Origin of the sequence: Mesorhizobium sp. M0771, from assembly GCF_040320155.1 — a bacterium.
GTDB lineage: Bacteria > Pseudomonadota > Alphaproteobacteria > Rhizobiales > Rhizobiaceae > Mesorhizobium.
Window position 1 is genome coordinate 177,905 of the sequence record NZ_JAMYPC010000001.1, and the last position, 23,017, is coordinate 200,921.

The 23,017-nt window shown below is 63.6% G+C and carries 20 protein-coding genes and 1 pseudogene; 13 read left to right on the top strand and 8 right to left on the bottom strand.

All coding sequences use genetic code 11. The features are described 5' to 3' along the window. Nucleotides 1–22 precede the first annotated feature (22 nt). A complete protein-coding gene (locus NKI05_RS00825) occupies nt 23–901 on the bottom strand; it encodes a DMT family transporter (protein ID WP_050588054.1) in 879 nt (292 codons plus the stop codon). A 258-nt stretch (nt 902–1,159) separates the two neighbouring features. Between NKI05_RS00825 and NKI05_RS00830 the strand changes: the two genes are divergently transcribed. Continuing rightward, a complete protein-coding gene (locus NKI05_RS00830) occupies nt 1,160–2,455 on the top strand; it encodes a glucoamylase family protein (RefSeq protein WP_023733329.1) in 1,296 nt (431 codons plus the stop codon). 165 nt (nt 2,456–2,620) lie between these two features. On the opposite strand, the gene NKI05_RS00835 is transcribed toward NKI05_RS00830, so the two are convergent. Further along, complete coding sequence (locus NKI05_RS00835; RefSeq protein ID WP_023671992.1) at nt 2,621–3,226, bottom strand: NADPH-dependent FMN reductase; 606 nt, start codon at nt 3,224–3,226, stop codon at nt 2,621–2,623. An 89-nt stretch (nt 3,227–3,315) separates the two neighbouring features. Here NKI05_RS00835 and NKI05_RS00840 point away from each other — a divergent pair, with 89 nt between their 5' ends. Further along, complete coding sequence (locus tag NKI05_RS00840) at nt 3,316–3,684, top strand: winged helix-turn-helix transcriptional regulator (protein ID WP_023683744.1); 369 nt, start codon at nt 3,316–3,318, stop codon at nt 3,682–3,684. A 500-nt stretch (nt 3,685–4,184) separates the two neighbouring features. Here NKI05_RS00840 and NKI05_RS00845 read toward each other — a convergent pair whose 3' ends face one another. Continuing rightward, nucleotides 4,185–4,580, bottom strand: coding sequence for an acyl-CoA thioesterase (locus tag NKI05_RS00845; RefSeq protein WP_023671995.1), 396 nt, complete (start codon nt 4,578–4,580; stop codon nt 4,185–4,187). A 223-nt stretch (nt 4,581–4,803) separates the two neighbouring features. Here NKI05_RS00845 and NKI05_RS00850 point away from each other — a divergent pair, with 223 nt between their 5' ends. From NKI05_RS00850 to NKI05_RS00860, 3 genes and pseudogenes are all read left to right on the top strand, one after another. After that, complete coding sequence (locus NKI05_RS00850; RefSeq protein WP_023701603.1) at nt 4,804–6,420, top strand: GMC family oxidoreductase; 1,617 nt, start codon at nt 4,804–4,806, stop codon at nt 6,418–6,420. Then, nucleotides 6,417–7,631, top strand: a complete 1,215-nt coding sequence (locus tag NKI05_RS00855) for a mandelate racemase/muconate lactonizing enzyme family protein (protein ID WP_023671997.1) — start codon at nt 6,417–6,419, stop codon at nt 7,629–7,631. The genes NKI05_RS00850 and NKI05_RS00855 overlap by 4 nt, the downstream gene beginning before the upstream one ends. After that, nucleotides 7,628–8,544: pseudogene (locus tag NKI05_RS00860) on the top strand (NAD(P)-dependent oxidoreductase). The gene NKI05_RS00855 and the pseudogene NKI05_RS00860 overlap by 4 nt, the downstream one beginning before the upstream one ends. A 92-nt stretch (nt 8,545–8,636) precedes the next feature. On the opposite strand, the gene NKI05_RS00865 reads toward NKI05_RS00860, so the two are convergent. Continuing rightward, complete coding sequence (locus tag NKI05_RS00865) at nt 8,637–9,575, bottom strand: diacylglycerol/lipid kinase family protein (RefSeq protein ID WP_023683740.1); 939 nt, start codon at nt 9,573–9,575, stop codon at nt 8,637–8,639. Between the two features lie 774 nt (nt 9,576–10,349). Between NKI05_RS00865 and NKI05_RS00870 the strand changes: the two genes are divergently transcribed. Next, entirely contained in the window at nt 10,350–10,550 is a 201-nt protein-coding gene (locus NKI05_RS00870) for a hypothetical protein (protein WP_023672000.1), read from the top strand. 37 nt (nt 10,551–10,587) lie between these two features. On the opposite strand, the gene NKI05_RS00875 is transcribed toward NKI05_RS00870, so the two are convergent. Next, entirely contained in the window at nt 10,588–11,220 is a 633-nt protein-coding gene (locus NKI05_RS00875) for a hypothetical protein (protein WP_155929570.1), read from the bottom strand. Nucleotides 11,221–11,504: 284 nt separating this feature from the next. Between NKI05_RS00875 and NKI05_RS00880 the strand changes: the two genes are divergently transcribed. Further along, on the top strand, nt 11,505–12,020 hold the full coding sequence (locus NKI05_RS00880) for a hypothetical protein (RefSeq protein ID WP_023672002.1): 516 nt from the start codon (nt 11,505–11,507) through the stop codon (nt 12,018–12,020). Between the two features lie 101 nt (nt 12,021–12,121). Continuing rightward, a complete protein-coding gene (locus NKI05_RS00885) occupies nt 12,122–12,616 on the top strand; it encodes a YegJ family protein (RefSeq protein ID WP_023815002.1) in 495 nt (164 codons plus the stop codon). A gap of 116 nt (nt 12,617–12,732) precedes the next feature. On the opposite strand, the gene NKI05_RS00890 is transcribed toward NKI05_RS00885, so the two are convergent. Both NKI05_RS00890 and NKI05_RS00895 read right to left on the bottom strand, forming a co-directional pair. Then, on the bottom strand, nt 12,733–13,701 hold the full coding sequence (locus tag NKI05_RS00890) for a DUF3137 domain-containing protein (RefSeq protein ID WP_023815001.1): 969 nt from the start codon (nt 13,699–13,701) through the stop codon (nt 12,733–12,735). A gap of 46 nt (nt 13,702–13,747) precedes the next feature. Then, complete coding sequence (locus NKI05_RS00895; RefSeq protein ID WP_023815000.1) at nt 13,748–14,794, bottom strand: CapA family protein; 1,047 nt, start codon at nt 14,792–14,794, stop codon at nt 13,748–13,750. 147 nt (nt 14,795–14,941) lie between these two features. Here NKI05_RS00895 and NKI05_RS00900 point away from each other — a divergent pair, with 147 nt between their 5' ends. The 4 genes from NKI05_RS00900 (at nt 14,942) to NKI05_RS00915 (ending at nt 21,677) form a co-directional block, all read left to right on the top strand. Beyond that, on the top strand, nt 14,942–16,207 hold the full coding sequence (locus NKI05_RS00900; RefSeq protein ID WP_352792142.1) for a hypothetical protein: 1,266 nt from the start codon (nt 14,942–14,944) through the stop codon (nt 16,205–16,207). A 122-nt stretch (nt 16,208–16,329) separates the two neighbouring features. Continuing rightward, the gene (uvrB, locus tag NKI05_RS00905) at nt 16,330–19,488 is read left to right on the top strand and encodes an excinuclease ABC subunit UvrB (RefSeq protein WP_023814999.1); all 3,159 of its coding nucleotides are present in this window, start codon (nt 16,330–16,332) and stop codon (nt 19,486–19,488) included. A gap of 341 nt (nt 19,489–19,829) precedes the next feature. Beyond that, nucleotides 19,830–21,356 carry an ABC-F family ATP-binding cassette domain-containing protein gene (locus NKI05_RS00910; RefSeq protein WP_023672008.1) on the top strand — a complete coding sequence of 509 codons (1,527 nt, stop codon included), beginning with the start codon at nt 19,830–19,832 and terminating at the stop codon, nt 21,354–21,356. 147 nt (nt 21,357–21,503) lie between these two features. Then, nucleotides 21,504–21,677 carry a hypothetical protein gene (locus tag NKI05_RS00915; protein WP_023672009.1) on the top strand — a complete coding sequence of 58 codons (174 nt, stop codon included), beginning with the start codon at nt 21,504–21,506 and terminating at the stop codon, nt 21,675–21,677. A 49-nt stretch (nt 21,678–21,726) separates the two neighbouring features. Here NKI05_RS00915 and NKI05_RS00920 read toward each other — a convergent pair whose 3' ends face one another. Continuing rightward, nucleotides 21,727–22,341, bottom strand: coding sequence for a glutathione S-transferase family protein (locus NKI05_RS00920; RefSeq protein ID WP_023672010.1), 615 nt, complete (start codon nt 22,339–22,341; stop codon nt 21,727–21,729). A gap of 199 nt (nt 22,342–22,540) precedes the next feature. Between NKI05_RS00920 and NKI05_RS00925 the strand changes: the two genes are divergently transcribed. Further along, nucleotides 22,541–22,969: a VOC family protein gene (locus NKI05_RS00925; protein WP_023724947.1), complete on the top strand. Its 429-nt coding sequence runs from the start codon at nt 22,541–22,543 to the stop codon at nt 22,967–22,969. The last annotated feature ends 48 nt before the right edge of the window (nt 22,970–23,017 follow it).

The following is a 23,017-nucleotide window of genomic DNA, read 5'->3' on the forward strand; positions in this document are numbered from 1 at the left end:
GCCGTCAAAGCGAATAGCGCGCTCAGACCGCGGCTTCGATCGGTTCGGCAAGCTTCGGATTGGAGCGCGAGGCGATCAGGCAACTGGCCACGATCAGGGCCGCTCCAGCCAGCGTGGTCCAGGTCGCCGCCTCGTCGAAGAACAGCCAGCCAAACACGATCGCCCAGATGAAGGCAGAATACTCCGTCGGGATCAGATATTGCGCTTCGGCCCGCGCGTAGGACCAGCTCATCAGGAACTGGCCGGAGAGCGACAGCGCCGTCACCCCGGCCAGCGGAAGCCAGAGATTGCCCGGCAGGGCAACCGCGAGCCAGGGAGCGGCGGGGAGAAGGACGGCGGCAACGCACAGGTTCTGGAACAGCATGATCTCGACTGGCTTGGCCACCAGCGCCTGCCGCCGCGAGAGGATCAGATTGTAGGCGTAGAACACCGTCGATGCGAGCACCGCCACCGTGCCAAGCAGGGCATCCCCGGTATAATTCCCTTGCCCGAACTGTCCGGCCATGATGATGACGACGCCGGCGATGCCCGCCAGCGACGCCCAGATCGCCTGGCGCTGTATGCGTTCGCCCAAAAGCAGCGCCGCCAGCAGGAGAGCGAACAGCGGCGCGACGAAACTAAGCCCGATCCCATCCGCCAGCGGCAATCTGGCAAGGCCCCAGAAGAACGACAGCAGAACGATGCCCACGACCACGGCGCGCAGCGCGTGTAGCCGCAGCACGGAAGGCGTGGGAAGGGAACGCGGCCCCGCCGCCCAGGCCGTGCCCGCGACCACGCTCGCAAGCATGCTTCGCCACAGCACCGTGTTGTAGACACCGACGGCGATCACCAGGATTTTCATCGCCGCATCCATGGCGGACAGAAGGAAGATCGCAAGTGCACAGACCAGCACCGGGGTCATGGGGGAAACGACGCCTGACGGGCTGGGTAACTTCACGGGGCATGCTCATGTGATGGATCGCAGCCGGATATATCAGGGGAGGACGGCCAGGCCAGATGGCAGGGCCGTGCATATGGCGGTCCAACCGATCTTCGCAGCCCCTCGATTTGAATTCGGTGCGTCGGCAGCGCCTTTCGCTATCGGCCCCAGCCTGCCCTCACCCATGATTGATCCGCTGGACGAATGGCAAAAGCAGCCAAAGCCTCTATATCGATTGTCATGGATGCATCGAACGAACACGCGCTAAACGACGAGCTTCTCCAAGATATCCAGCGCCTGTCCTTCGAGTATTTTCTCAACGAGGCCAACCCTGCCAACGGCCTAGTCGCCGACCGCAACACGCAGGCGTCGCCTGCCAGCATAGCCGCCGTCGGGCTCGCTTTGTCGTCCTATCCCGTCGGTGTCGAGCGCGGTTTCATGACGCGCGATGCCGCAATCGAGCGGACGCTCGCCACGCTTCGCTTCTTCTGGAACGCCCCGCACGGGCCGGAGCCCGATGCCACCGGCTACAAAGGTTTCTACTATCATTTCCTCGACATGAAGACCGGCCGCCGCGTCTGGAATTGCGAACTGTCCACGATCGATACCGCCCTTTTGCTTGCCGGTGTTCTGGCCGCCGGCGCTTATTTCGACGAGGACGATGAGCTCGAACTGGAAATCCGCCAGCTTGCCGATGCGCTCTACCGCCGTGCCGACTGGCGCTGGGCGCAGAACGGCGGCGCCACCGTCACCCATGGCTGGCGGCCTGGAAAAGGCTTTCTCCGCTACCGCTGGGAAGGATTTGACGAGGCGCTGATCCTGTACGTCCTGGGTCTCGGTTCGCCGACCCACTCGCTAACTCCCGAGAGCTACGCGGCCTGGCTGTCCACTTACAAATGGAAGACCATCTACGGCCGCGAGGTGGTCTATGCCGGCCCGCTTTTCATCCACCAGTTCTCGCATATCTGGATCGATTTTCGCGACATCCGCGATGCCTTCATGCGCGATCACGACCGGGACTATTTCGAAAACAGCCGCCAGGCGACGTATCTGCAGCGCGATTACGCAATCCGCAATCCGAGGGGGTTCGCGGGCTATGGCGAGAATTGCTGGGGCGTCACCGCCAGCGACGGCCCAGGTCCGATCGCGCGGCGAGCCGATGGACGCCGCTTCTTCGGTTATCTCGCCCGCGGCGCACCGTTTGGCCCCGATGACGGCACGCTGTCGCCATGGGCGGCAATCGCCTCCTTGCCTTTTGCGCCGGAAATCGTGCTGCCGGCGCTGCGCCATTTCCACGAGATGGACCTGCGCGACGGCAACCCTTACGGCTTCACCGCGAGCTTCAACCCGACGATCGCTGCCGACGACGGCCGCGCCTGCGGTTGGGTATCGCCGGACCATGTCGGCATCAACCAGGGGCCGATCGCCCTGATGATCGAGAACTACCGGTCCGACTTCCTGTGGCGATTGATGCGCCGCGTGCCGGCCATCACCACAGGACTGCGCCGGGCCGGGTTTTCCGGCGGTTGGCTGTGACAGGCGGCGATCCTTCGCGCGGGATCGTCAAGGCATCAGCGCGACCTTGCCGGTCCGACTCCACCATCCGGCCAAGGGAGCCGAGAGCGCCTCTTCACGTGAATGAAAAAGGGCGGCGCAAACGCCGCCCTTTGGAAAAATCATCGGTCCTTGGGAGGATAAGGCTCAGGCCGCCTGGGCTTCGCCGGCAATCGCGTCGGCCTGACGCGCTGCCTTGAGCACGCGGGCCCACCAGGCAACGTCGTTGACCAGCGCCGTGGCAGCCTGGTTCAGATGCTCGATCTCCTCGAGCTTCTTCTCGCCCTGGCGCACCGCCAGGAAATCGCTCCAGGCAATGTGAACGGCGGATTTGACCGGCGCCATCTGCAATTCGACCGCGGCAAGACGCAAATGTTCGACAGCGCGCGAGCCGCCGACGCTGCCATAGCCGACGAAACCGGCCGGCTTCTTGTTCCATTCATTGGCGGCGTAATCGATGGCGTTCTTCAGCACGGCCGTCGGGCCATGGTTGTATTCGGCGGCGGTGAAGATGAAGCCGTCGAATTCGGCGACCTTCTTTTGCCAGCGCTGGGCAACTTCGTTCTGCGACGGCGCCCAGGCGGACGAGGCGACCTCGTCGAAGAAGGGCAGCGGCCAGTCGCGCAGGTCGACGGTCTCGACGTCGATGTCGGCATGGGATTTCGCGATCTTGGCGATCCACTGGGCGGGCACATCGGCGAAACGCGCGGCGCGTGTCGAACCGACGACGATGGCGATTTTGGGCTTGGACATGGGGCTCTCCATATATGCAAAAGCTGGTATCGTTTGGATACCGGCGCTATATGAGATACTGACAAATGGCAGCGCAAGGAGGCACCGTTATGTTACTGAGGCACCCGCACAACACCGAAGACTGCCGCGCCGTCTCGGAAATCCTGCAGCGCGTCGGCGACAAATGGACCGTTCTGGTCGTCGGCAAGCTGGGCGGCGGACCGCTGCGTTTCAATGAGTTGCGCGCCGCTGTCGGCGGCATTTCGCAGAAGATGCTGACCACCACCTTGCGCGGTCTTGAGCGCGACGGCTTCGTCACCCGAACCGTGTTCCCGACCATCCCGCCACGCGTCGACTATGAGCTGACGGAGCTCGGCCATGAGCTGCTGGTGCCGGTCGGCGCGCTCGGCGAATGGGCGCGGAAGAACACCTCGCGGGTCCAGGCGGCGCGTGAAAGATTCGATGGCGTGCACGCCTGAAAACCGTTGCCCAGCAATAGTTTACGGATTTTGCCGTCGACGACGCGTACCCGGGTTTAACTGGATCCGCCCTGGCATCGTTGGTCGCGCCATCGCGACATAGCTGCAGCGTTTCGTTCGCCGGCGCATGATCATTTTGAGGCTGACGAGGTCTTCCGCTGACGGGCCCTCAGGCCTTTGACGCAGGGTTGCTGCAACACACTGCGCCGCACGTCTCTACCCTTGCAGACCGCTGGGCAGTCCGCTCGTTGCCAACGGTCCGGTCGTGCGTGCAGGCAACGCTTGGAAGCTCTTTCCTGATCTCGGTATAAGCGGTCGTGCCAAGCAGCCAGATCACCGCGACGAGGGCCGCCACGAGCCAGCCGTTCAGCATGTGTTGACGCATTGTCTTCCCTCCGCCGCCCGCAGAATCGGATGTGAAGGCAACCATTGGATGTCGCGCAGCGCATCGCCCGCGCGGGGGATGTTACATAAGCGCAAGCTTGGCAGAATCGACGATGTCAACTTTCGGTTGGAATCGGCTTCGGCTTGCCGTCGCTATCCAGCGCCACCATGACGAAATCGGCGTGGGTGACCTTCTCCATCAGGTCGGAGAGGTAGCGTTGCGCCCAGGCCTCGACCTTGAGCGTCATGGAGGTGCGGCCGACGCGCTCGACATGGGTGTAGATGCACAGCGTGTCGCCGATCTTCATCGCCTTGGCGAAGGACATTTCCTTGACCGCCGCCGTCACCACGCGGCCCTTGGCCCGCTCGGCCGCACGGATGCCGCAGGCAAGATCCATCTGCGCCATCACCCAGCCGCCAAAGATGTCGCCGGCCGCATTTGCATCGGCCGGCATGGCGAGCGTACGCAAGGTCAGATCGCCGATCGGCCGTCCGTCCGCGTAATGCACCATCCGAGATTCCCCTAAAGCGATAGCCCTTGATCCCGTAGCGTCACGGGCCCAAGAGGTCAACGCGACGGGCGAGGCTCCCGGCGCAATGTCGGTTCCATGGTGGCTTTTCCGACCAGGCGTCTCACGGTCGCTTTTTTCACAAGCCATGCCGGAAGCCGCAGGGGCGCGGCCAAGCCGTCGCGGATAGGCTGCGCTCAGTTTTGCGGAGCCGCCAACACCAATCATGCAGACTTATGACTTCATCATCGTCGGCTCCGGCTCGGCCGGCTCGGTTCTGGCCGACAGGCTGTCGATTTCGGGCCGCTTCTCCGTGCTGGTGCTGGAGGCCGGCGGCAGCGACCGCCGCTTTTATGTCCAGATGCCGCTCGGCTACGGCAAGACCTTCTTCGATCCGGCGGTCAACTGGAACTACAAGCCCGAGCCGGACCCCGGCCTTGCCGGCAATGTCGACCATTGGCCGCGCGGCAAGCTGCTTGGCGGCTCCAGCTCGATCAACGCCATGGTCTGGATCCGTGGCGCGCGCGAGGACTTTGACGACTGGCGCGATGCCGGAAATCCCGGTTGGGGCTATGACGATCTGTTGCCGGGCTTCAAGGCGCTTGAGGACAATGAGGCCGGCGCCGACAGATGGCGCGGCACCGGCGGGCCGCTGCATATCACCGACACGACGAACGCCGTCCATCCGCTGACCAGGCGCTACCTCGCAGCCGGCCAGCAGGCTGGGCTGCCGCTCAACCCTGACTTCAACGGCGCCGCCCAGGAAGGCGTCGGCGTCTACCAGATCTCGACCAGGAATGGCCGCCGCATGTCGGCCGCGCGCGCCTTCCTGCGCCCGGCGATGAAGCGCGCGAATGTGCGCGTCGAAGCCAATGCGCTGGCGACCAGAATCCTGTTCGAGGGCAAGCGAGCCGTCGGCATCGAATATCTGCAGAACGGCGAGACCAAGACGGCGCGGGCCGGCCGCGAGGTGATCCTGTCCGCCGGTTCGATCAACTCGCCGCAGCTGCTGCAACTGTCCGGCGTCGGCCCCTCGTCACTGCTCAAGGGGCTTGGCATCCCGGTCGTCCACGGCAACGAAAATGTCGGCGCGCATCTGCAGGACCATGTCGGCATCAACTATACCTTCAAGGGAAACGTGCCGACGCTCAACCAAATCCTGCGGCCCTGGTGGGGCAAGCTGCTGGTCGGCATGCGGTACATCCTCACCCGCTCCGGCCCGCTGTCGCTGTCGATGAACCATGGCGGCGGCTTCTTCCGAACCGACCTGGCGTTTTCGCGCCCCAACATGCAGCTTTATTTCCAGGCTTTCTCGACCGTCATTCCGAAGAGCGGCGAGCGGCCGATCCTGACGCCGGATCCGTGGCCGGGCTTTTCCATCGGCCTCTCCAACTGCCGCCCGTCCAGCCGCGGCGAGATCATGATCCGCTCCAGCAATCCGCTGGACTATCCCAGGATCGTCGCCAACGCCTATTCCACCAACGCCGATGTCGACGAGATGCTGGCGGCGGTGAAATTCGTGCGCAAGATAGCCTCGATGCCCGCCATGGCCGAGATCATCACTGAGGAGGTTTTGCCGGGCCCATCGATCCAATCGGATGCCGATCTGATCCAGGATTTCAGGAAGCGCTCAGGCACCGTCTATCACCCGGTCTCGACGTGCCGCATGGGGCCGGGCGCCGGGGCCGCCGTCGTCGACCCGCGCCTGAAAGTGCACGGGCTCGCAGGTCTGCGTGTCATCGACGCCTCGATCTTTCCCGCCAACATCACCGGCAACACCAACGCCGCCTCGGTCATGACCGGATGGAAGGGCGCCGAACTGGTTCTGGAGGACCAAAAATGAAGATCACCGACGTCAAGACCTGGGTAGTCGGCAACCCGCCGCCCGGCATCGGCGGCAAGTATTTCATCTTCGTCAAGCTGACCACCGATGGCGGCGTCGTCGGTTACGGCGAGGCCTACAACGCCACCTTCTCGGCTCACATAACAGCGAAGCTGGTCGAGGACATGGCCGAGCGTTACCTGATCGGCCACGATCCGCATGACATCGAGACCTTCTTCCGCCGCGCCTATTCCTCAGGATTTACCCAGCGCCCCGACGTTACCGGCATGGGCTGTTTCTCGGCGCTGGAAATGGCCTGCTGGGACATTGTGGGCAAGGAAGCCGACAAGCCGGTCTACAAACTGCTCGGCGGCCAGGTGCACGAGACGCTGCGCTCCTACACCTATCTCTATCCGCACACCGGCAGCGTCCATTCGGAGGACGCGCCGGACGGCCGGAACGTCTACAATGACCCCGAATTGGCGGCCGCCTGCGCGCTCGAATATGTCGAGCAGGGGTTCAACGCCGTCAAGCTCGACCCGGCAGGCCCCTACACCGCCTTCGACGGCCACCAGCCGCGCCTGATCGACATCGATGTCTCCACCCGCATGGTCAAGGCGATCCGCGAAGCCGTCGGCACCCGCGCCGATATTCTGTTCGGCACGCATGGCCAGTTCACCGCATCGGGTGCGCTGCGCATGGCACGCGCCATCGAGCCCTACGATCCCTTGTGGTTCGAAGAGCCGGTGCCGCCCGACATGCCCGAAGTGATGGCTCAGGTGGCGCGAGGCACGTCGATCCCGATCGCCACCGGCGAGCGGTTGACGACCAAGTTCGAATTCGCCCGAATCATCGAGAACCGCGCCGCCACCATCCTGCAACCGGACCTTGGCCGTTCCGGCGGCATTCTCGAAACCAAGAAGATCGCCGCCATGGCCGAGGCATACCACATCCAGATCGCACCGCACTGCTATTGTGGGCCGATCGTTGGGGCCGCCAACATCCAGCTGGCGGTGACGCTGCCCAATTTCCTCATCCTGGAATCGCTGAAGCAGTGGGACGGCTTCCACGCGACACTGCTCAAGAAGAAGATCGAATGGCAGGACGGCAATGTCATTCCATCGAAGGAGCCGGGCCTCGGCGTCGAGCTGGACGAAGCGGTCTGCGACGCGCATCCCTACACCGGCAAGGACCTGCATTTGCAGATGATGCAAACGCCGCTGATGCCGTGAGCGAACGCTACGCCTTCATCGGCCTTGGCCATCTCGGCGGCAACCTTGCCGCCAGCCTGTTGCGCAACGGTTTTGTCGTCATCGTCTTCGACCGCGACCCCGCCGCCGTCGAGCGCCTCGTGGCGCTCGGCGCCACGGCCGCGACCAGCCCGGCCGAAGCGGCGGCACAGGCCGGCAATGCCATACTTGCCTGCCCTCGCCCAAGGTCAGCGAAGCGGTGCTGGCTAATGCCGGCGGCCTGCTCGAGGGTCTGCCCAGGGGCGGCTCCTGGATCGAGATGTCGACCAACGGCCGCGACGAGATCCTGCGCCTCGCCGCCCTCGCCGCGGCCAAAGGCATCGAGACGCTGGAGTGCCCGGTCACCGGCGGCGTGCATCTGGCCGCGGTCGGAAAGATCACCGCGCTTGTCGGCGGCGATGCTGCGCTTTACGAGCGCCATCGTCCGGCCATCGAAGCGATGTGCGCAAAGTCGTTCCTGATGGGTCCGGTCGGCTCCGCGGCGGTGATCAAGGTGATCACCAACATGCTGGCCTTCATCCATCTCGTCGCCGCCGGCGAGGCGCTGATGTTGGCCAAGCAAGGCGGCCTCGACCTCGCGCAATCCTACCACGCCATCGTCGCCTCCTCCGGCAACAGCTTCGTCCATGAGACCGAAAGCCAGCTCATCCTCAACGGCTCCTACGACATTGGCTTCACCATGGACCTGGCACTGAAGGACCTCGGCTTTGCGCTTGCGATGGGCAGAGAGTTCAGACTGCCACTCCAACTGGCGCCGCTTGTGAGTGAGATTTTCCTGATGGGCAAACAGGAATATGGCGGCGGCGCCTGGTCGACCCAGATCGTCAAACTGCTCGAGGATGCCGTCGACATGGATCTGCGCGCGCCCGGTTTCCCAGCCAAGCTGGAAAGCTAAGCCGGGTAAATATGTCCTGCGATTTCAGGCCTTTGGCCGGTTCGCCGGAATCGCCGCTCAAACCACCTGAATCAATCCCTCAACGCCTTGATTCAATATCTCAGCGTCAGCGCTCCGGGCAGGATCTCAAACGTCGCGGGTATACGCCCCGGCGACTCGCCATCTATGTCGACCAGCGCGCCGTTCTTCTCGACATCGCCGATAGGTTCGACCACCACTTTCCGGCCACGCAATATGGTGATGGCCGGATGGTTGCGGTGCCGGCCGCCATAGAGCAGCCGAATATCCCAGATCAGCTTCAGCTTGCCGGCCGCGCGCAGGATGACGATGTCGAACTGGCCGTCGGCGAGTTCGGCGTCCGGGGCGATCATCATGCCGCCGCCGAAGAACTTTCCGTTGGCGACCGCCACCAGCGCCATGCGCGCCTCGACCGGGGTGCCATCGTCGACGGTGATCCTGACGTCCTGGAAGCGGTAGCGGATGAACTCGACCACGGTGCGCCAGAAAAACAGCGCCTTGGCCGACATCCTGCCCTTGCGCTTGTCGGCATTGACCGCACGGTCCGTGGCGCCGGATAGGCCGAGGCTGGCGATATTGATGAAGTGCCGGCTGGCCAGCGCGCCATGGTCGTCGATGTAGCAGATGCGCCCTGCATCGACCTTGCGCGCCTTGGCTTCGGCGATCCGCTTCAGCACCGCATCCACCTCTTTCGGCAGCCCGAGCCCGCGCGCGAAATCGATGCCGGTGCCGCAAGGCAGCAAGGCAAGTTCGGTTGTCCGGCCGCTCTCATCGAAAGCCTGCAGCAATCCGTCGGCCACTTCGCTGGCGGTGCCGTCGCCGCCGGCCGCGATCACCAGCTCGAAGCCGCTTGCCGCGAGGTCGAGCGCCAGCCTTTCGGCGTCGCCCTCGGCCTGCGTCTCGCGCAGCTCGAATTCGCCGAAATGCTTTTTCAGCGAAGCAGCCACCTCCGGCCAATGCCGTTTCAGCCGGCCGCCGCCGGCAATCGGATTGAGCACCACCCCGACTTTCAATGCGCACCCTCCCCGCACCGAGCCGATAGGCTCGATGCTTTGCCTGCATTGAAGCCCGCGCCAGCCGGCGGAGCAAGGGGCACAGCCGATCAGGCGCCAAAAAGCGGGCGGGCTGTCTAATGCAGCTGGAGTCGAAATTCCGAGCTTTGTGGCAAACCGTCCCCGATAATCCCGTTATCCACAGGCTCACGCCCATTCCCCAAAACCCTTACCCGGCGTAAGTTTAACTCATCTCAGGCGGCTACCGATCGCCACGCCGAAAGGCAAAGCGAAAAGGCGGATTTCCTGAGGCCCGTACGGCCCGAAGCGAGAGCAGGCTTGCTTGTTCGAGGGACGGATGCCGAGACCTACGGGGCCGCGGAAAGCGTGCGAACGCCAACGGCGGACCGATGCTGCCATGAAGGACGGCGAAAACCTTCGATGGCGCGCCGAACGAAGCTCGCAAGGGTGGAGAACGGCGTGGTCTGGAACGGGCACTGCCCTCGGGCGGTGACTGGCAGGACCGTCAAAATCAAGGCCGGCATGGCGCGACGACTTTACGGAAGTTGCTGCCGCGACCGTGTCCTGATCTGACAGGGAGGCGCTGGGAGAAATCCCGGCGCCGACTGTCTTTTGGGCCAAGGGTCCGGTCGGCGAAGCGACGCGTAAGAAGCCGATACTTTGCTGGAACGCGATTTCGGCGCTGACGGCACCACTTCATCACCAGGCGCGGTCAGCAATTCACCGACATGATCCCGCGCCTGATCGACAGAGGCGTGTCCTTCGTCGAGATCGGTGGCAACGACGCGATCATCCTCACCGTGTTTCGGCGGCGGACTTCGCTCCGCCCAAAGGCTCCCGCACGCCGTTCAGCCAACCGGTTCCGATCGATCCGGCCACCCGTCGCACCGGCTGATCGTCGCCGTGCGCAAGCTGCACATCGTGCTGCCGGCGCTGTTCGAAGCAGGCGCCAGGCTGGAACACCTCTCCGACTGAAGACGCGCCCTGCACGCGGCCTGCCCGGCGGGCCGAGCTACTTCTTCGGGCCGATGCCCGGGATCAAATTGAGGCCAGCGTTTATATATTCCGGCCGTATGGCGCCGCTGATGAGCGTGAAGGTGGCGAGCATGATGCTGGCCAGCGCACCGTCATGCCATGGCCTGAGGGCCAGCGCGTTGACGGCATAGGCCCAGAATGGGAAGGCGAGCATCGACATGACGATGTTGGCTCCCGGAGCCTCCGCATTGTCGGCTGAATCGCTGACCGATTTCAGATACACCGGCGTCATCGCCAGCGCGACGATCAACATGATCCATGAAATGGTCCAGACGCTGATACCGGCCATTTCAATCTTATAGATGGCTGCCTGCACCTTACCCGGAATGTCCCCCGGATCGCCTTTGGTCTCTTCCGCCACCGCATCGGTCAACGCCTTGGCAACCGGCTGCTCAGTGGCATTGACCAGGATGGAATTGACGAAGATGAAAAATGCCACGACTTCGGCAGGCACGTACTTCGCAACCCGGTCGAGATAGCCGTCGCCGCCTTTCGATCCTTGATCTTCTTGGTTGTCATCGTCGACGCCGAGCGGAGCATCGCCTGGAATGCCCTCGAGCGTTGAATCCCTTTTTGGCACAGGCTCGGCGGACCGGACAATTCTTCCCATGACTAACCCCTCCTATATTGTTGTATCGCCCGTGAGTATCGTAGTAGAAAACTGGGCCAAGATACAGTTGTCGCGGCCATAGCCGACAAGATTTATTCGGGCTTCTTCCTGCAAATGCATCACGCCCCCGCCCCATCTGCTACCGGGTGTCTCGAAATCCACCTAAGTGAGCCGTACCCGAAAAACGCATCCCCCGGCTCATCGCGTGATCGCGGCCAAAATCCCGCCTTGTTCGCGCGCGATGGAAGGACTGGCTGCCGGGGGGCAATCCGAAGGACAAGACCGTGATCAAGACCGCCCTTGTCGCCATGACCATTGTCGGCTGCGACTGCGACGCCAAGCTTTGCGAATATATCGGCGAGACGCCGGCGAAGTGGGCGACTATCGCCGACTGCGAAGCGGCGATGAAAAGCCAGATGCTGCACCAGAAGAACTTCGACTATCCGCTGGTCTCTGGCATCTGCCGCAGCAAGGGGTCGGCGTCTTCTTCGCAACTGGCGGCGGCCGCGTCCCGCCCGGAACTGAAGCCGGCCAGCCGGAATGTCCAAACCCCGTTGCCGCCGGAACTGAGCCATCGGCCGAGCGTTCCCGTCGGCTCCCCGACGACGGCCATGGAGGCAGCAGCGGTACGGCCCGTCGCCTACGAGCAAGTGGTCGATGGCGGAACAGGCGTGCTCTACCGCACCAGGAACGGCTACGCCGTGGTCAAGACAGATCTCGGCCGCGTCGCGTCGGCAACGGTCGGCATTGCCAAGCGGTCCGCGAACTGGCTGGCAGGGCTGGTGCCGAGCGGGTTGTGAGCGGCCTGCCGTTCGGACCATACCACGCTGTCGCACTGCCGTTGAAAACTCCAGATAGATGCATGATGGTGTCAGGCATCGACACGCAGGAGCGCCATTTCATGAAGCATGCAGTTCGAACCGTGCTGTCCCTGGTGCTGGCCTTGGCGCCGATTCCGGCCGGTGCGCAGGATTCCGGCCAGGGCGGCGACAAGGTTGTAGGCGTCGCCAGGGACGATCCGGACATGGCGGCGGCCATTGCGCAGGCGCGCGCCAGCCTCGATGAATTCCTGTCCTTGTCGGATGCGCCGCCAGCCGGGACAACCAGCTACAAATTGAAAGTCGAGGTCAGGGACGGAGACGCCTCGGAGCATTTCTGGATCATCCCCTTCCACAAGACCGCGACCGGCTTTGCAGGAACATTGGCCAATGAGCCGCAAGCGGTGCACAATGTCGTGGCCGGCCAGGACCTCGAATTCAACCGGGACGATATTTCCGACTGGGGCTACACCAGAAACGGTCGCCAGGTAGGCAGCTTCACCGTCTGCGTGATGTTCAAGACGATGGCGCAAGAAGACGTCGAATATTATCGCCAGAACTACGGCTTCGCCTGCTGACGCGCGGCAGCCTGGCTAATGCATGCGCCCAAACAGGACCGCCGTTTTGGGGCAACGATATGCATGAAAACAAGACCTGAAGCGCGTCGCATGAATTCGTTTCGACGCGCGGCGCTTTAGGCCTCGCCATCCGTCGCGCCGGTCTTGCGCACCAGCGCCGCCGTCGCCAAGATCGCGCCCATATCGGCGATCATCGGCGCGATGTGCTTGGTGTAATCGAGTGGCACGGAAATGGCGGGCAGTTCGAAGAAATTCTTCGGCTGCGGCAAGAGCAGGAAGCCATCGCTGCCATTAAGTGCCACCCGCGCCGGATCATCGCGCCATGTCTCGTGCAGCCATTTCAGCGCCTGCGCCAACCGGCCGCTCACCAGCGGCTGCGCGGCGGCGACATTGTCGGTGCGAAATTCGTAGTCGCCGTCGAGCAGCGGATCGCCGCTGGACAGTTCCTGCATCTTGCCGGCGAAGATGCCGCGGAAGAAACCGACCACCGCGTTGCTGCGGCGCGTCGCGACCAATATGCCGGGGAACGGCGCGATCGTCTCGAACGCAACGATGACGCCCTTGAAGACCGTCGACGAGCCTTTGCCCGAACCTTGGCGCAACTCCGCCTCGTAGAGCTCGAACGGAAAATCCTCGTAGCGGCCTGACACGATGTCGTCGAAGCTCTGCCGGTTGAAGGCGCCGACCACGGCGCGCGGCAGCCGGTCGAAGGAATTCGGCGTCACGCTGTGCTGATAGCGCACATCCCTGATGAAGCCGAAGATGATCGGCAGCAGCGTGTCACGGAACGATTGCTGCAGCCGCGTCGCCGGCCTGATCGCCAGGAAGTACAGCAGCAGCGCCGCGAAGAAACCGCCGACATAGAGGAACACATGCGGCGTCGAGAACCATTGCTCGTTCAAGTCGGCGACCTTGTTGAACAGCCAGGCCACCAGCACGACAAAAACCAGCAGCAGCCCCAGAAACACCGGTACCCGCCAGCGCACCTGGCGGTAGGCCGAAGCCCGTCCAGCCTCATAGATCTCGATATTCTTCCTGATGCCGGCGACCACCGCTTCATCAGGCATGAACTCAGCTGCTTCCATCGCCCCCTCGCAAAGTCCGTTTATGCCTATAATAGCGGGAAAGTCGTCAGTCGCCAAAGATCGCCTTCAGCCTGGCTTCGACCTTGCCCTTCATCCGGCCAGTCAGCGCCTCGACCGGAACCAGCCGCTCATGCCCGCCTGCGCGCAACCGCATGAAGGCATGCATCCGGTACCCGGCGATCGCGCCGCGCTTGCCGAGATCTGCGCTGACATCGACGACGAAAATGCCGGCGATGCGGCCGGGCCAGGGCTGCCGCGCCAGCGCCGTGCCGAGGAAGTCGCCAAGCCCGTAAGCCACGAGCGTCTTGCCGACCCATTGCACCGGCTGCACGACATGGGCGTGGTGCCCGGCAATCAGCCCCACGCCGTGACCGGCCAGCAACCTCGCCAGCGTTTGCGTTTGCGGCTGCGGAAAATGCCGGAACTCCCAGTCCCAGTGCGGCACCGCACAGGTGAGATCGATGTTCTTGTCGGCCGCGCCTCTCGGCCATGCCGCCGGATCGCTTTGCATCGACACACGCTCATTGAAAACTGCGGCGTCGGCATTGCGCCACAGTGTGAAAGCGGCAAAGCCGATCGTCAGCGGCCCGGCCTTGACCTGCTCGACCGGCCCTTTTTTCGCGGTGCCGATGGTGCGGATGCCAAGCCGCTTCAGCGCCGCAACCGTCTCGTCGAAACCGGCGACGCCCTGGTCGAGCACATGGTTGTTGGCCAGCGACAGCACGAGCTTTTCACGCGCGATGCCTACGGCGGCAAGCGCCGCGGCAAGAAACCGCTCGCTCATCGCATGGTGCGTGCCAAGCCGCGTGCCGAGCGCCACGCTCGGCCGCTCGACGACCGGACTTTCGCAATTGCCGATCACCAGATCGGCTGAGCCCAAGAGTTTTGCGATTTCCGGATCGCACTCCGGCGCACTACGGTTGGCCACCGCCGAAATATCGCCGACAAAGGCCAGCCGCACCTTCCGCCCTGGCGGTGGATCAATGAGTGTCGTTGCCGCGATCGGCGCAAAATCCCTGACATCGCCGCCAAGCGACGGCTTCAGGAAGCGCGGCAGCCATGACAGTTTGTAGGAAAGCGGATAGTTCGACACGCGACGCCCAATCGTTTGCCCAATCGGTTAGCTTGTGTAGACGGTCTGCCCGGGGAGTGTCGACCGTCAGTCCTTGAAACACTGCCGCCGGCAGACACGGCGCCAAATGCGTGTAATGTCTGCGCAATGGCATAGTGGAGGAATGAGATGACACGTTTTGCAGGCCTGCTGGCGTCCGCCTTCCTCCTGTTGCTGCCTTTATCTTCGGCCCGCGCCGCCGCGCCCGAAGCAGCGACCGCGCTGTTCGAGGCCAAAACGGTGGCTGAGCGCAACCGTGCGCTCACAACGCTTGAGTCTGCAGCGAAAGGCGATCCGGCGTCAGCCTATGCCGCCAGCGCCGGCGAATTCTTCACCGCGCTGGAAATCCTCGCCGGCGGTCTGCACCGCCACGGGTTCGAAAGCCCGCAATCCTTCATGCTGCCGCTGATGCGGCTGCCGATTCCGGACAATCCCAATCCCGAACCGCTGACCTATGAGCAGTTCCGCGCCATTCTGGTCGCCTTCCGCGACCGGCTGGAGACATCCGCGGCCACTCTGGGCTCGGTACCCGCCGATGCCGATATCGGCATGGTCGTCGACCTCACCCATGCCGGCATCGATCTCAACGAAGACGGTGCCATCGCGCCGGATGAAAGCATGGCCGCGATCATGGCCTCGCTGTCGCGCGGCGGTATCTCGTCGGACGGCGCCGCTCCCTCGCTCACATTCCGCTTCGACCGGGCCGACGGTTTCTGGCTGCAGGGCTATGCCGAATTCCTGATGGCGCAGGCCGATTTCTGGCTGGCGCATGATTTCAGGACCATGTTCGACGGCTCGTTCCACATGCTGTTCCCGCGCGCCAAACTGCCGCTGCAGGACGTTCTGGTGCCTCCCGCCGGGGACATGGGGAGCAGCATCTTCTCATCGGAATGGCGCATCGCGGATTTCATCTCCATGGTTCACCTCGTCAACTGGCCGGTGGTCGAGCCCGAGCGACGCCAAGCGGCGCGCCGCCATCTGCTCGAAATGATCCGGCTGTCGCGCCAGGACTGGAAGGCGATCCGCGCCGAGACCGACAATGACCGCGAATGGCTGCCGGGACCGCAGCAGAAGGGCGAGAACCCGCTCACGGGACTCGAGGTCGGCGAGGAGCAGGTCGAGGCCTGGCTCGCCACTCTGACCATGGCCGAAGACCTTTTGGAAGGCCGCAAGCTGCTGCCGCATTTCCGCATCACGGCCAGCACCGGCCAAGGCATCAACATGAAGCGTTTCTTCGAAGAACCGAAGCCTTTCGACCTGGTGCTGTCGATTACCGGCCCGGCCATCGCGCCCTACCTCGAGAGCGGTGAGATCGTGACCAGCGGCGAGTTCGACCAGATCCAGCGTCAGTTCGGTGGCGGTGGGTTTTTGACCTTCGCGCTGTGGTTCAATTGAGCAGGTGGCCCGGCTTTGCGTGACACAGCTCCTGACACCCTTGTGTCAGGAGCTTCGACCCGCTTAGCGTCCGTTGCCACTGCACTCTTTCCATTTTGGCGGACTCTGCCCATATTTGGGGCATGGCCAAACTTCCCGAGAAAAAGACACCGTCTCCGGCGGGTGACAACAGCGCTTCGCCGCCCAAGCGGCGCAGCCCGTTGACCGATTTCCTCGATGCTTCGGAGCCCTTGCACAAGGGTGGCTTCGCCGAGGCGCCGCAGGCCGACTTCACCGGCACGCCGCTGAGCGGCTCGATTGCCGACTGGGCAGAGCAGATAGAGCAGGAGGCCGAGAAGGAAGGGCGTAGTTCCGGCGGCGCCAAGCCGCCGAAGGTGGCGAAGAAGATTCCGGAACGCTCAACCTCCCCCGGCCGCAGTTCGCGCGGCACCTCGATGGGCGGCGCGGCCACGGCCCGCGAGCGCACCGCCGCCGGCCTCAACCCGGTCGCCGGTCTCGACATCTCGCTGGAAGACGCCGAGACGATGGCCTCGGGCAGCGTCACCGCGACGGTCGCGGCGCTGTCGGCGCTGATCGAATCCGGCAACCCGCTGCACAAGGACGGCGTGCTGTGGACGCCGCACCGCCCTGCCCGCCCGGAAAAATCCGAAGGCGGCATCGCCATTAAGATGGTGTCGGATTTCGAGCCGGCCGGCGACCAGCCGACCGCCATCAAGGATCTTGTCGAGGGCGTCGACAACAATGATCGCACTCAGGTGCTGCTCGGCGTCACCGGCTCCGGCAAAACCTTCACCATGGCCAAGGTGATCGAGCAGACGCAGCGCCCTGCTTTGATCCTGGCGCCCAACAAAACGCTGGCCGCGCAGCTCTATTCCGAGTTCAAGAAATTCTTCCCCGACAATGCGGTCGAGTATTTCGTCTCCTACTACGACTACTACCAGCCGGAAGCCTACGTTCCGCGCACCGACACCTTCATCGAGAAGGAATCCTCGATCAACGAGCAGATCGACCGGATGCGCCATTCGGCCACGCGTTCGCTGCTCGAGCGCGACGACGTCATCATCGTCGCCTCGGTGTCCTGCATTTACGGTATCGGCTCGGTCGAGACCTACACGGCGATGACCTTCCAGATGCAGATCGGCGACCGGCTCGACCAGCGGGCTCTGCTCGCGGATCTCGTCGCCCAGCAGTACAAGCGCCAGGACATCAATTTCGTGCGCGGCTCGTTCCGCGTGCGCGGCGACACGATCGAAATCTTCCCGGCTCACCTTGAAGACCGCGCCTGGCGCATCTCGATGTTCGGCGACGAGATCGAGGCGATCACCGAATTCGATCCGCTCACAGGCCAGAAGACCGGCGAGCTGAAGAGCGTCAAGATCTACGCCAACTCGCACTATGTGACGCCGCGTCCAACGCTCAACCAGGCGATCAAGTCGATCAAGGAGGAGCTCAAGCACCGGCTGGTCGAGCTCGAGCGCGCCGGCCGCCTGCTGGAGGCACAGCGGCTCGAACAGCGCTGCCGCTTCGATCTTGAGATGCTGGAAGCCACCGGCTCCTGCGCCGGCATCGAGAACTATTCGCGCTATCTCACGGGACGCCAGCCGGGCGATCCGCCGCCGACTTTGTTCGAATATATCCCCGACAATGCGCTGGTCTTCATCGACGAAAGCCACGTCACCGTGCCGCAGATCGGCGGCATGTATCGTGGCGACTTTCGGCGCAAGGCGACACTGGCGGAGTATGGTTTTCGCCTGCCCTCCTGCATGGATAATCGCCCGTTGCGCTTCGAGGAATGGGACGCCATGCGTCCGCTCTCCGTCGCGGTTTCTGCGACACCCGGCGCCTGGGAGATGGAACAGGCCGGCGGCGTGTTCGCCGAGCAGGTCATCCGCCCGACCGGCCTGATCGATCCGCCGGTCGAAGTCCGCCCGGCGAAAAGCCAGGTCGACGATGTCGTCGGCGAAATCCGCGACACCACGGCCGCCGGCTACCGCACGCTGGTCACCGTTTTGACCAAGCGCATGGCCGAAGACCTGACCGAATATTTGCATGAGCAAGGCGTGCGCGTTCGCTACATGCACTCCGACATCGACACGCTGGAGCGCATCGAGATTCTGCGCGATCTCCGCCTCGGCGCTTTCGACGTGCTGGTCGGCATCAACCTGCTGCGCGAAGGCCTCGACATTCCTGAATGCGGTTTCGTCGCCATCCTCGACGCCGACAAGGAGGGTTTCCTGCGCTCCGAGACGTCGCTGATCCAGACCATCGGTCGCGCCGCCCGCAACGTCGACGGCAAGGTCATCCTCTATGCCGACCAGGTCACCGGCTCGATGGAGCGGGCGATGGCCGAGACCAACCGCCGCCGCGAAAAGCAGATGGAATGGAACGCGGCCAACGGCATCACCCCGGAATCGGTGAAGTCGCGCATCTCCGACATTCTGGATTCGGTCTACGAGAAGGACCATGTCCGCGCCGATATCTCGCAGTTCACCGACGGCGCCGGTGCGATGATGGGCAACAATCTCAAGGCTCATCTCGACGCCATGGAAAAGCAGATGCGCGACGCCGCCGCCAATCTCGACTTCGAAAAGGCCGCCCGCATCCGCGACGAGATCAAGCGGCTGCGCGAGATGGAACTGTCCATCTCGGAAGACCCTCTGGCCAAATACGCCGACATGGAAAGCCCGGTCTCCGGCCGCGAGAAGGGCAAGCACAACAAGGGCGTGGCCAAGCACCGTACGGCTGAGGAACAGGAGCGTTTTCGCAAGTTCGACGACGCACGCGCGGCTGAAGAGGCGGCCAGGGCTGCCCGGTCCAACCTCTTCCGCAAGCCGGCGCTCGACGAAATGGGTGCCGACGGCGCCGTGCCGGTGAAGAAACCGCTGTTTGCCAAGCCGTCGATCGACGATATGGGGCCTGGTACCGACATGCCGACACCGTCAGGCGCGGTGTCGCGCTCGTTGTTCAAGAAACAGTCGGCGCAGGAAGCGCACGGCTCCGACTTCGGCATTCCGGGCGACGCGACTAGGCCCCTGTTCAAGAAGAACTCACTGGACGAGATGACGGTTCGGCGGACCGAAAAGCCGGTCGAAGGAAAAATGCCGGCCAAGCCCCAGCCAATCTCCCCCCAGCTGGGGGAGATGTCCGGCGGGACAGGCGCGAAGGATCGCGACGCCAAGCCAATGATTCGCCAGCGCGCCGGCATCGGCTCCTACGAAGACCCAGGCGACGCCCGCCGCGAAAAGCGCCGGCCGGGCAAGACGGGACGGCCGGGGAAATAGCACCTCTTCCCTTCTCCCCTTGTGGGAGAAGGGAAGAGCGCTCCACCACCGCCGCATCCGTCGCCCACTTGCCTCCACCCCCGCCTTTGGTGTAATCGCTCCACACACTCAAAGTTTTGTCTTGAAAGGAGGGCTGCGTGTCTATCGATCACCATCGTCAGCGTGGCCCGATTTCTGCCCTGCGAGTTCGCTTGCAGGGCTGACCAGGGACATCACGGGTTTTTTCCCGCTTCGATTTTTTTGGTCTGCCCTTCGTGGTGCGCAAAGCTGAGCCTGACGGCCGGCAAGCACACCGTCAAAGTGCATCCGGAGTTGTCTCCGGCAAGACCAGAGAAATCACAATGGCCCTGATCAGCCTCAAATCCCTCGGCGTCACCATGAGTGCGCCGCTGTTTTCCAACCTCGACCTCACCATCGGCACCGGCGACCGGCTCGGCATCGTTGCCGCCAATGGCCGTGGCAAGTCGACCTTGCTGAAGTGCCTGACCGGCGCAATGGAGCCGACCTCCGGCGACATTTCCCGCACGCGCGGCCTGCGCGTCGGCCATGTCGAACAATCCGTTCCTCCTGCCCTTCTCGGCCGCAGCTTCCACCAGGTGGTGGCCGACGCCTTGCCGGCGGGGCAGGCCGACAGCGAGATGTGGCGGGTCGACGTGGCGCTGGATTCGCTCGACGTGCCCGAACCGATGCGCGAACGGCCGATGCAGGCGCTGAGCGGCGGATGGCAGCGGCTGGCGCTGATTGCCCGCGTCTGGGTCACCGACCCCGATGTGCTTTTGCTCGACGAGCCCACCAACCATCTCGACCTCGCCAAGATCAGCCAGCTGGAAAGCTGGCTGAACGCCCTGCCTCGCGAGGTGCCGGTGGTCATCGCCAGTCACGACCGCGCCTTTCTCGACGCCGTCACCAACCGCACGCTGTTCTTGCGCCCGGAGGACTCGCCGGTGTTTGCACTGCCCTATTCTAGGGCGAGGCAAGCGCTCGACGACCTGGACGCTTCGACGGCGCGCCGGTTCGAGCGCGACATGAAGGTGGCGCAGCAACTGCGCAAGCAGGCCGCCAAGCTCAACAACATCGGCATCAATTCCGGCAGCGACCTTTTGACGGTGAAGACCAAGCAACTCAGGGAACGGGCGGAGAAGCTGGAAGACGCCGCGGTATCGGCGCATCGCGAGAAATCAGCCGGCGCGATCCGGCTGGCCAACCGCGGCACCCATGCCAAGGTGCTGATTACGCTGGACGACGCCACGGTGGAAACGCCGGACGGCATGCTGCTGTTCAAGACCGGCAAGCGCCACATCTGCCAGGGCGATCGCATCGTGCTGCTCGGCCGCAACGGCGTCGGCAAGTCGCGTTTCGTCAACCTGATCCGCAATGCCATCTCCGAGCCTGACACGGTGCCGAACGTCAAAGTGACGCCGTCGACGGCGCTCGGTTACAGCGACCAGGCGCTGGCCGGCATCAGTGGCGACGACACGCCGCTGGCCATGGTCTCGCGCCGCTACGATGTCGGCGAGCAGCGCGCCCGTTCGCTGCTTGCCGGCGCCGGCGTTGTCATTGAGATGCAGGAGAAGAAGATCGGCGTGCTGTCCGGCGGCCAGAAGGCGCGGCTGATGATGCTGGCGCTGAGACTCGCCAACCCCAACTTCTACCTGCTCGACGAGCCGACCAACCATCTCGACATCGACGGCCAGGAAGCGCTGGAGGAGGAACTGCTCAAGCACCAGGCGAGCTGTGTGCTCGCCTCGCACGACCGTTCCTTCATCCGCGCCATCGGCAACCGCTTCTGGCTGATCGACAAGCGGAAGCTGACCGAAGTCGAAGACCCCGAGGATTTCTTCCGCTCAGTGGCTGAAACGGCGGGCTGAGGAACTACCACCATGGGCCGCACTGTGTTGCGGCCCATGGTTTCACATCTCCCAGAATATTTTCAGCGCTCTGTCGGATCGCCTGAACCTGCTGCGTCCTTGGGATGCCGACACGATGATGCCGGCTTCATCTGAGGAGAACGCATCATGTCCATCCTGTCATCCATAGGCCGCGTCGCCGCCCGTTACGCACAGAACCGCGCCCGCTATCGCAGCGAGCGCGAGCTTCTGGCCCTGCCGATCGAACTGCGCAAGGATATCGGCTGGCCGGAAATCCTCATCGACGCGCAAAACGGCCCGCGGATCTGCAGGGCGCCCTGACCATGCGGTCGGGAAAGATCGATGCAGGCCGCCGCGGGGCGACCGTTGCTCAGTCATGCGTATCGCCCGACAGCGGCGTCGCCTGCATCGATCGACGCTTTTCGAACGCCTCGAACCAGCGCGTCAGCCGCGCCCGCGCGCGAAAGGACGGCAGCTGGCGGAACGCCATCCAGGACAGCGTGGTGGCAAGCGCTATATGGCCGACATGGAGCGGTGTCTCGTCGTCCAGCGCGCTTTCGATCCAGTCATAGCTGGCCTCGATTTTTTCCCGGTAGCCTTCGGCAAGCGCTGCATAGCGCAACTGTTCGGGCCGCCTTTCCGTCTCCCAGCGCAGGCCTATGCCCGTCTGCGCCAGGCCTTGGGCGACCGCCTGCAACCGCAACGCCTGCCAGCGCGCTTCGCCGTCCTGCGGCAGCAATTTGCGGCCGTCATGCAGCGTATCGAGATAGGCGCAGATGACATCGGAATCGAAGAGCGGCGGCGCATCCGGCCGCAGCAGCACCGGCACCTTGCCGAGCGGGTTTTCGGCGTAGACACTGGCATTGCGCAAGGTCGGGCTGGTCTCGTGATGAATGACCTCGAGCCGGTCGGCAAGCCCGACCTCATGGGCGAAGACGAGCGCTTTGCGCGCAAAGGGCGAATGGGTCTGGTAATAGAGGATCATTGTCGTCTCAGCGGGGTAAAGGAGCAGTCCCCTTTCTAGCCTGCTGACAGCGAGCATTGCGCTCTGATTGGGCGCCGCCGACGCAAGTTCGTTTCGCCAGAAAATCGCATCAGACATGTAGGATCGCGGCCGGCTCGTTCGTCCTAGGGTTCGCAAGGCCAAACCAAATGCCCAGACCAAACCCAAAGAGGAACAAGACATGACCGACCAGACCCCCATTCAGCCGGCCGCGAAAGTTCTCGGTGGATTGACCCCCTATCTGCAACTGGACGGCGCCTTCAAGGCCGCCGAGTTCTACAAGAAGGCCTTCGGCGCCGAGCAGGTGTTCTTCTATCCGCCCGATGACCAGGGCCGCACCATGCACATCCATCTCCACATCAACGGCTCGACGCTGATGATTTCCGATTTCTACCCCGAAAACGGCATGCCTGCCGTCAAGCCGCAGGGCTATACCATGCAGCTCCATCTCGGCGCCGACGAGATCGATGACTGGTGGAAGCGCGCGGTCGATGCCGGCTGCGAAGTCGCAGTGCCGCTGCAGCTGATGTTCTGGGGCGACCAGTGGGGCAACATGCGCGATCCCTTCGGGGTCGAATGGGCGATGAACGCGCCGGCGAAGAAAGACTGACCACTGCTGACAAAGCTCCTCACCGGCTGACGCCGGTAAGGAGCTTTG

Coding starts and splice junctions, on each gene's coding strand:
- NKI05_RS00830 (WP_023733329.1), top strand. CDS start 1,160: ATGGATGCATCGAACGAACACGCGCTAAACGACGAGCTTCTCCAAGAT.
- NKI05_RS00920 (WP_023672010.1), bottom strand. CDS start 22,341: ATGATCCTCTATTACCAGACCCATTCGCCCTTTGCGCGCAAAGCGCTC.
- NKI05_RS00855 (WP_023671997.1), top strand. CDS start 6,417: ATGAAGATCACCGACGTCAAGACCTGGGTAGTCGGCAACCCGCCGCCC.
- NKI05_RS00850 (WP_023701603.1), top strand. CDS start 4,804: ATGCAGACTTATGACTTCATCATCGTCGGCTCCGGCTCGGCCGGCTCG.
- uvrB (WP_023814999.1), top strand. CDS start 16,330: ATGGCCAAACTTCCCGAGAAAAAGACACCGTCTCCGGCGGGTGACAAC.
- NKI05_RS00885 (WP_023815002.1), top strand. CDS start 12,122: ATGAAGCATGCAGTTCGAACCGTGCTGTCCCTGGTGCTGGCCTTGGCG.
- NKI05_RS00845 (WP_023671995.1), bottom strand. CDS start 4,580: ATGGTGCATTACGCGGACGGACGGCCGATCGGCGATCTGACCTTGCGT.
- NKI05_RS00890 (WP_023815001.1), bottom strand. CDS start 13,701: ATGGAAGCAGCTGAGTTCATGCCTGATGAAGCGGTGGTCGCCGGCATC.
- NKI05_RS00835 (WP_023671992.1), bottom strand. CDS start 3,226: ATGTCCAAGCCCAAAATCGCCATCGTCGTCGGTTCGACACGCGCCGCG.
- NKI05_RS00840 (WP_023683744.1), top strand. CDS start 3,316: ATGTTACTGAGGCACCCGCACAACACCGAAGACTGCCGCGCCGTCTCG.
- NKI05_RS00915 (WP_023672009.1), top strand. CDS start 21,504: ATGTCCATCCTGTCATCCATAGGCCGCGTCGCCGCCCGTTACGCACAG.
- NKI05_RS00825 (WP_050588054.1), bottom strand. CDS start 901: ATGACCCCGGTGCTGGTCTGTGCACTTGCGATCTTCCTTCTGTCCGCC.
- NKI05_RS00925 (WP_023724947.1), top strand. CDS start 22,541: ATGACCGACCAGACCCCCATTCAGCCGGCCGCGAAAGTTCTCGGTGGA.
- NKI05_RS00900 (WP_352792142.1), top strand. CDS start 14,942: ATGACACGTTTTGCAGGCCTGCTGGCGTCCGCCTTCCTCCTGTTGCTG.
- NKI05_RS00875 (WP_155929570.1), bottom strand. CDS start 11,220: ATGGGAAGAATTGTCCGGTCCGCCGAGCCTGTGCCAAAAAGGGATTCA.
- NKI05_RS00910 (WP_023672008.1), top strand. CDS start 19,830: ATGGCCCTGATCAGCCTCAAATCCCTCGGCGTCACCATGAGTGCGCCG.